The sequence below is a fragment of the Aliivibrio sp. S10_S31 genome (assembly GCF_014694495.1).
GTDB lineage: Bacteria > Pseudomonadota > Gammaproteobacteria > Enterobacterales > Vibrionaceae > Aliivibrio > Aliivibrio fischeri.
Genome location: NZ_JAAUWR010000150.1, coordinates 1 through 258 on the forward strand (window position 1 = coordinate 1; position 258 = coordinate 258).

At 47.3% G+C, this 258-nt stretch carries 1 protein-coding gene; it reads left to right on the forward strand.

Going from position 1 to position 258, the window contains the following annotated elements; translation table 11 throughout:
• Positions 1 to 258 (forward strand): Ig-like domain-containing protein (locus HC728_RS20010; protein WP_190395998.1); only part of this gene is annotated, 258 nt, incomplete at both ends.

The following is a 258-nucleotide window of genomic DNA, read 5'->3' on the forward strand; positions in this document are numbered from 1 at the left end:
CATTAGATTTTGTGCTTGATACGCAAGCGCCGAATGCTCCGACGATCACATTGGATACTGACTCGGGTATTAGTGATGGTGATTTATTAACGAATGATGGTTCATTCACAGTAACGCCAAGCGAAGTGGGTAATACAGTTGAATATCAGGCTGCAGATGGCAGTTGGTCAACAACCCCTCCTGCGGTGGTTGAAGGTGACAACTCAATTACGGTGCGTGAAACTGATGCTGCGGGTAATGTGTCTGGCTCGAACACAC